Annotated in this window: 8 protein-coding genes; 6 read left to right on the top strand and 2 right to left on the bottom strand. The window is 68.8% G+C overall.

All coding sequences use genetic code 11. The features are described 5' to 3' along the window. Nucleotides 1–637, top strand: a 637-nt coding sequence (locus tag KBZ15_RS15525) for a GTPase (RefSeq protein ID WP_255016103.1), incomplete at its 5' end; no start/stop codon positions are given. Nucleotides 638–671: 34 nt separating this feature from the next. Then, complete coding sequence (locus KBZ15_RS15520) at nt 672–1,454, top strand: hypothetical protein (RefSeq protein WP_255016102.1); 783 nt, start codon at nt 672–674, stop codon at nt 1,452–1,454. Here KBZ15_RS15520 and KBZ15_RS15515 read toward each other — a convergent pair. Both KBZ15_RS15515 and KBZ15_RS15510 read right to left on the bottom strand, forming a co-directional pair. Beyond that, complete coding sequence (locus KBZ15_RS15515; RefSeq protein WP_255016101.1) at nt 1,445–3,016, bottom strand: NCS2 family permease; 1,572 nt, start codon at nt 3,014–3,016, stop codon at nt 1,445–1,447. The two genes, KBZ15_RS15520 and KBZ15_RS15515, sit on opposite strands and share 10 nt — an antisense overlap. Before the next feature lie 14 nt (nt 3,017–3,030). Continuing rightward, the gene (locus KBZ15_RS15510; RefSeq protein WP_255016100.1) at nt 3,031–3,471 is read right to left on the bottom strand and encodes a class I SAM-dependent methyltransferase; all 441 of its coding nucleotides are present in this window, start codon (nt 3,469–3,471) and stop codon (nt 3,031–3,033) included. A gap of 61 nt (nt 3,472–3,532) precedes the next feature. Between KBZ15_RS15510 and nadC the strand changes: the two genes are divergently transcribed. From nadC to grrM, 4 genes are all read left to right on the top strand, one after another. After that, nucleotides 3,533–4,411 (top strand): carboxylating nicotinate-nucleotide diphosphorylase, encoded by an 879-nt coding sequence (gene nadC, locus KBZ15_RS15505; protein ID WP_255016099.1) that lies wholly within the window; start codon nt 3,533–3,535, stop codon nt 4,409–4,411. Nucleotides 4,412–4,488: 77 nt separating this feature from the next. Next, nucleotides 4,489–5,499 carry an extracellular substrate binding-like orphan protein GrrP gene (grrP, locus tag KBZ15_RS15500; protein WP_255016098.1) on the top strand — a complete coding sequence of 337 codons (1,011 nt, stop codon included), beginning with the start codon at nt 4,489–4,491 and terminating at the stop codon, nt 5,497–5,499. 21 nt (nt 5,500–5,520) lie between these two features. Then, entirely contained in the window at nt 5,521–5,928 is a 408-nt protein-coding gene (gene grrA / locus KBZ15_RS15495) for a GrrA/OscA1 family cyclophane-containing rSAM-modified RiPP (protein ID WP_255016097.1), read from the top strand. Then, nucleotides 5,925–6,702, top strand: a 778-nt coding sequence (grrM, locus tag KBZ15_RS15490; protein ID WP_255016096.1) for a cyclophane-forming radical SAM/SPASM peptide maturase GrrM/OscB, incomplete at its 3' end; no start/stop codon positions are given. The genes grrA and grrM, both read left to right, overlap by 4 nt.

Raw genomic sequence — 6,702 nt, 5'->3', positions numbered from 1 at the left:
GGCGATCGTGACCGACCTGCCCGGCACCACCCGCGACCTCCTGGAAAGTGAGCTGGTGCTCGACGGCGTGCCGCTCACCCTGCTCGACACCGCCGGCATCCGGCCCACCACAGACCGGGTCGAGGCCCTGGGCATTGAGCGGGCCCGCCAGGCCCTGGCCGCGGCCGATGTGGTGCTATTGCTGTTTGATCTGGCCGCCGGCTGGACGCCGGAAGATCAGGCCTTGCTGGAGCTGGTGCCCGAGGGGGCCGTGCTGCTGGTGGCGGGCAACAAGGCCGATGCCGCTGGCCTGCCGGTGGGGCTGGTGCCGGCCGGGGCAGGGCTGCCGGCCGCTTTGCACTTCAGCGCCCTCACCGGCGCCGGTCGCCAAGAGCTGGTGGCCGAGCTGCTGCGCCGCTGCGGCGCCGGCCCGCTCGAGGGCCTGCAGGTGGCCCTCAATGCCCGCCAGCGGGACCTGGCGGCGGCGGCGGCGGCCAGCCTGGCGGCGTCCCTAGAGGCGGCGGTCCAGCAGCTCCCCTGGGATTTCTGGACGATCGACCTGCGGTCCGCGGTGCGCGCCCTCGGCGAGATCACGGGCGAGGAGGTGAGCGAGGCGGTGCTGGATCGGGTCTTCTCCCGGTTTTGCATCGGCAAGTAGCCGCCAGACTGGCTCGAGTCAACACTGCTGCTCGATGGTCAGTTTCCGCCTGCTGCTTGCTGCCTTGACCGTGCTGGTGGTGGCTCCGGTAGGGGCTCCTGTCGTGGCGGCCGCGCCCCCGGCTCCCGCCGGCCTTGCCCAGTGCCAGGCCCCGGCGGCCGGCTCCTTCGTGGTGCTGGGCAGCGGCCAGCACCGGGGTGAACCCACCGCGCTGCTGATGCAGGAGCGCTGGTTCCCGGATGGCCGCATCGAAGGGGTGCGCTATTTGCGGGAAGGGCGCCGTTTCAGCGAAGACCGCTACACCGGCAGGGTGAGGCCCGATGCCGCCTGCTGGGCCCTGGTGGAGCGCCAGGGACCCGCCGGAACAATGGCGGAGCAGGTGGCCCTGGATCGTCGGGGGCGGCCGCGGGTCTCGCTGGTGCTGGCACCCACTGAGGTTTTGTCGCTGCGCTATGTCTCCCAGGAGCCTGGCTCCTGCAGCCCTGCCCTGCTCGATGGCCTGGTGACCAGCCAGCAGCAGGGCCAGAGCTGGGCTGATGGCCGCTGGCAAGCCAATGCGGTGGTGCAGCGCGAGTGGTGGCAGGCAGGCGAGGTGCGGGGCCTGGCGGTGATGAACTACGCCGGCAGCCCGGATCGGGTCACCTACAGCGGCCGCCTCCAGCTGGGCAGCGACTGCCTCGGCCGCATGACCCAGCGGGATTCCAAAGGCATCTACTACAACTATCGGGTGGTGGTTCTGGCCAAGGGCGGCGGTTACATCTACATGCAGACTGACCCCGATGACCTCACCCTTGGCCTGCTGCAGCATCAGCGCTGAGGTCGGAGGCCCCAGCGCGTCGCCAGGAACACCAGGGCCATCACCCCGTAGCCGAGGGCCCAGCTGCGGCCCACGCCCCAGCCCAGCTGCAGCACTGTGTCCGAGCTGGTGAACTGCCAGGCGTGGATCACACCAAACCAGGCCAGCACCGCGGCGATGCCGGCGCAGGCCGCCGCCGCCAGCAACCGGGCCTCGATCACATACACGAGCATCCCGGCCAGCAGCATCGCCGTGATGATCTGGCCTTGTTCAAGGGCGAAGGCCCCGGCGGCCCACACATCGGCCTGGGCCAGGGGCGCCAGCATGGCTGGCCCAAAGGGGTTGGCGGCCGTGCCGCTGCCACCGGCCCGCAGCCCCGCTTTCAGCATCAGGGCGCCCCAGCCGGCCAGCCCGGGCAGCAGCCCCAGGGCCACGGCCGGAGCATGGCGAGGCGGCGTGGCCTGGAAGGCCTGGGCAGCGATCACCAGGCCGATGTAAAGCACGATCGCCATACCGGCTTCAATCGGCACCAGTTGACCTACCACTCCAAACAGTCCCAGCAGGCAGGCGGCGCCCATCACCACCCCATTGAGCCAGGAGTAGCCGATGCGGGCGCCCATGGCCTTCCAGCCTGGGTGGCCGATGTAGATGGTGGTGGGAAAGCAGGAGCCCAAGGTGGCAGCGGCCAGGGTGCCGATGCCATTGATCAGCATCGAGCTGGGCACCGGATAGCGATCGCCGGCGGCTTCGGCGCTCTCCAGGTTTTGCAGCGAGCCGATCACATTGAAAAGTCCCATCGGCACGATCACCCCCAACCAGGGCACTAGCTGGCCACGCGCCTGCCAGAGGTCTGCCAGTTGCAGCTTGGGTAGATGGAGCCCAATCAGGGCCGTGCTGCTCTGCCAGCGCACCGGATCGAGGTCGATCAAACCATTGGCCCAGGCCAGGGCGATGCCCAGCAGCACGGCCACCAGGCCGGCGGGCACCGGCCAGCGCACCGGCGCGTAGTAGCCCACCAAAATCACCGCCAGCACCGCCAGGCCTACCACCGGTTGGGCGTAGGTGCGCAGCAGGAAACCCAGGGCGATGTAGCCCAGGGCGATGCCCGCCAGGGTGGAGAGCAGGGCGGCCCGAGGCAGCCAGCGCTGCAGGGTGTTGCCGATGAAGGCGCCAGAACACTCGATCAACCCCGACCCCAGGCAGGCGATCAGCCCGGCCTGCCAGGACAGGGTCACCGCCGCGGCTGGATCCAGGCCCTGGCTCAAGGCCGTCAGCTTCACCGGGAGCATCACCAGAAACACATAGGCGAACAGGCTCACCGTGTTGATGCCGTAGGGCAGGGCGGTGCGGTCGTCGCGGCCCTCCCGTAGGTCGAGTTGAAAGGCCTGGCGGGCGTAGGCCAGGTTGCCCACCACCAGGCTGATGCCGGTGGCCGGCAGGATCGCGCCGAATATCAGGCTGTCGGGGTAGCCGAGCACGCCCCGGCACAGGGACACGATCAACAGGATCTGGATCAGGTTGTCGAGCCCCAGGCCGAGGAAGCCGTCGAGGTCACCGCTCGTCCACCAGCGGGGTTGGGTCATGCCGGTTTTCCGGATCAGCGGATGCCCTCAGGTTGGCACTGGGCCCAGCTGGCATTGCTCTGATCGGCAAAGGGCAGATTTGGCAGGCCTGCGGCCAGGTAGCGCTCGCGATGGGCGTGCCGGTCCGCCAGGAAGGCCGCCAGGGCTTCGAGGTGTTCCTGGCGGCAGGCGTCCAGGTTGAAATCGGGCCGGATGGCGGAGCTGGTGGCCAGGGTGGCCATGGCGGCCTCCAGATCGGCCCGGGTCCGCTGCTCCAGCGCGGCCTCGCTGAGGGCGTAGAGCGGATCCACGGCCGTCACATCCAGCCCCTCGGCCCGCAGCAGGGCCGAGAGCGATCCCGGCCCGCCCGGGCAATCCAGCACGCGGGCGCCGCGCCACTGGGCCGGATCGAGGTTGAACATTGCCAGGGCCTGGCTGCCAAGCCGGCCGAAGAACACCACCTGGGCTAATTGCATGGTTGCTGCGCTGACCCAGCTGCACTGGCTCGCATGATGGGCAAACCGGTCACCTGTCGCCATGAACCTGCCGTTCACGCCTGCGCTTCAGGGCCAGCTGCGGGCCTGGCTGAACGAAGACATAGGCCGCGGCGACCTCACAGCGGCTGCGTTGGCTGGTCGCCCTGGCCGGGCCCACTGGCTCGCCAAGGCCGACGGGGTCTTCTGTGGTGGCGTGCTGGTGGAGCCTTTGTTCCGGCTGCTCGACCCCGCCGTGCGGGTGCGCCCGTTGGTGGCGGATGGGGAGACCGTGGGGATGGGCCAGCGGCTCCTGGAGCTCCAGGGCCCTGCGACGGCCCTGGTGGCCGCGGAGCGCACCGCCCTCAACCTGGCCATGCGTCTCTCCGGTATCGCCACCGCCACCGCGGCCTTGGTGCAGATGCTTGAGGGCACGGGCGTGGCGCTGGCGGATACGCGCAAGACCACCCCTGGCTTGCGGGTGCTGGAGAAATATGCGGTGCGCTGCGGGGGGGGAGTGAATCACCGCTTCGGGCTGGACGATGCGGCGATGCTCAAGGAAAACCACCTGGCTTGGGCGGGTGGGGTGGCAGGTGGGGTGGCCGGTGGTTTGGAGGCGGCGATTGCGGCGGTGCGGGCCAATGGGCCCTGGCCGGCCCGGGTGATCGTGGAGGCGGAAACGGGGGCTGAGGCGGCAGCGGCGGTGCGGGCCGGCGCCGATGGGGTGCTGCTCGATGAATTCACGCCCGGGCAGCTGGTGGAGCTGGTGCCCCGGCTGCGGGCCCTGGCCCAGGGGCGCGGGCTGGTGCTGGAGGCCTCCGGTGTGCAACCCGGCCAGATCCAGGCCTATGCAGCCAGCGGCATCGACCTGATTTCCACCAGTGCGCCGATCACGCGCAGCCCCTGGCTGGACCTGAGCATGCGCTTTGACAGGGACAGCTGAAATTTGAGGTTTGGGACTGGCCCAGCGGAACCGACGCCAGCCCTATCCATAATGGCTCCAGTTTGGATCGAGGCTGGGTGGCGAAACAAACCATTGGCGCAGGCGCCCCACCCCCTGCTCCTGGCCGGCTGGCGCGGGGTTGCCGGCGTCAGCTGGGCCTGGCCCTGGTTGCCCTGGGGCTGTTGGCTGCCAGCCCGGCCGCTGCCCTTGCCGAGGGGGCCGTGCAGCGGGCCGCCCGAACCGGCGAATTGGTACTGACCGGTTTTGCCGATGTTCCCCCCCTGGTGTTTGCCGATGGCCAGGGAAAATCCGTCGGCTATGGGCTGCTGGTGGCCGATCGGATCGCGGCGGAACTCTCCACAGCGGTGGGCCGGCCGGTGAAGGTGCGGTTTGCGCCCGTGGCTGATCCGGCCAGTTTGGTCACCAGCCTTACTGCCGGCAAGGCAGCCCTGGCCTGCGGGCTGCCGTTCAGCTGGGAGCTGGACACCCATGTGGACTTTTCCTTGCCCATCGGGCTCTCCGGGCTGCGGTTACTGGCACCGGTTGGTCGCTTTGACGGCACCCCGGCAGCCCTGGCGAGTCGCAGGATCGGCGTGGTGCGCCAATCCCTTGGCGAAACAGACCTGCGGGGCATGCAGCCAAGGGCGATCCCCGTGCCCTTCAACAACCTCCAGGAGGCGGTGGCGGCCCTGAAGGCAGGCACGGTGGAGGGTGTCATGGGCGACACCTTTGTGCTTGCCGGCCTGGTGCGTCAACAGGCCCTGACGGGCCTGGCCCTCACCCCTGACTTCCCCTTTGAGGCCTATGCCGTCAGCTGCGTGATGGCCCAGAACGACTCCGCTTTCCGGGATCTGGTCAACCTCACCATTGCCCGGTTGTTGCAGGGGTATCTCGATGGTCAGCCCGATACGGTTGCCGCGGTGAATCGCTGGCTGGGCCCAGGCAGCGCCGTCGGGCTCCCGGAGAACGTGATCCGTGCCAGCTTCGAAGCGGTGCTGCTGGGTGTGGAGTCGATCCGTCCCATCCCTGCCGGCCAACCAACAAGTTCTTCTGCCGTTTTGGGTTCTCCTCTGACCGCCCAGCGCTGATCCCCCTCCCCCTTAGCTCCCATGGCGATTCCTAACCGTTCCTATCTGTTTGGTCTGCTGCTGCTGGCCTCCCTGCCCATCGATGGGGCCGCGGCCCTAGCTGTGGCCAATGCCCAGGGATCTGCGGCACTGCCGGGCCCGCCCCTCAGCATTGAGGAGAGACTCAGCCGCATTGCGGCGGCGGTGCAGCAGCGGGGTGGGGTGGACGAGGCCCCGGGGGGGGAGCTCTCCCAAGTGTTCATCAATGGCAATGGGCTGGGCTGGGGCAATGGCGGTTTCAGCAACGGGGGCTTCTACAACGGTGGATTTGGCAATGCTGGTTTTGGCAACGGGGGCTTTCGCAATGGCGGCTTCGGTAATGGTGGATTCCGCAATGGGGGCTTTCGCAATGGCGGCTTCCTTAACGGTGGCGGCCGCTACTGGCGTTGATCCCGATCCCGGCCGCTGATCTGGAGGCCCCGGGCCCGGGGGGCTATGGGCCGGTGCGGTTGCTGGTGGTGCAGCCCACCCCCTTCTGCAATCTCGATTGCGACTACTGCTATCTGCCCGATCGGGGCGACCGCAGCCGCTTGCCGCTGGCGGTGCTGGAGGCAGCTGTGGAGCGGGTGCTGGAGAGCCCCTATTTCGGCGGGGAGTTCACCCTGCTCTGGCATGCGGGCGAACCGCTGATGGCGCCGATTGCCTTCTACGACGAGGCCACCCAGCGGATCGGCCGGCTCCTGGAGGGGCGCGGCTTGCCGGCCAGCACGGTTGTGCAGTCGCTGCAGACCAATGCCACCACGATTGACGGGGCCTGGTGCGATTGCTTTGAGCGCAATGGCATCCACGTGGGCGTGAGCATGGATGGGCCAGCCTTCCTTCACGACGCCCACCGTGTCACCCGCACCGGCCTGCCCACCCATGCCGCCGTCATGCGGGGAATCGACTGGCTGGCCCGGCGGCGGATTCCCTTTCAGGTGATCTGCGTGCTCACGGCCGATGCCCTCGACCATGCCGACGCCATCGTCGATTTCTTCCTGCAGAACGGCATCGGGGATGTGGGCTTCAACATGGAGGAAACCGAGGGTTCCAACACCCATTCCAGCCTCGATGGGGGCCCGCTGGGGCGGGAGCTGCTGGAGCAGCGCTACCGGGCCTTCATGGCCCGTATCTGGCAGCGCAGCCGCGAGCAGCCCGGCCGCCTCCGCATTCGGGAATTCGACG

This window comes from Cyanobium sp. BA20m-p-22 (assembly GCF_024346275.1).
Lineage (GTDB): Bacteria > Cyanobacteriota > Cyanobacteriia > PCC-6307 > Cyanobiaceae > Cyanobium_A.
The sequence above is the reverse complement of the archived record's forward strand: the minus strand, read 5'-3'. Positions and strand labels throughout refer to the sequence as shown.

Bases quoted from the DNA above. Each gene is read 5' to 3' on its own strand.
- KBZ15_RS15520 (WP_255016102.1), top strand. From the start codon at position 672: ATGGTCAGTTTCCGCCTGCTGCTTGCTGCCTTGACCGTGCTGGTGGTG.
- KBZ15_RS15515 (WP_255016101.1), bottom strand. From the start codon at position 3,016: ATGACCCAACCCCGCTGGTGGACGAGCGGTGACCTCGACGGCTTCCTC.
- KBZ15_RS15510 (WP_255016100.1), bottom strand. From the start codon at position 3,471: ATGCAATTAGCCCAGGTGGTGTTCTTCGGCCGGCTTGGCAGCCAGGCC.
- nadC (WP_255016099.1), top strand. From the start codon at position 3,533: ATGAACCTGCCGTTCACGCCTGCGCTTCAGGGCCAGCTGCGGGCCTGG.
- grrA (WP_255016097.1), top strand. From the start codon at position 5,521: ATGGCGATTCCTAACCGTTCCTATCTGTTTGGTCTGCTGCTGCTGGCC.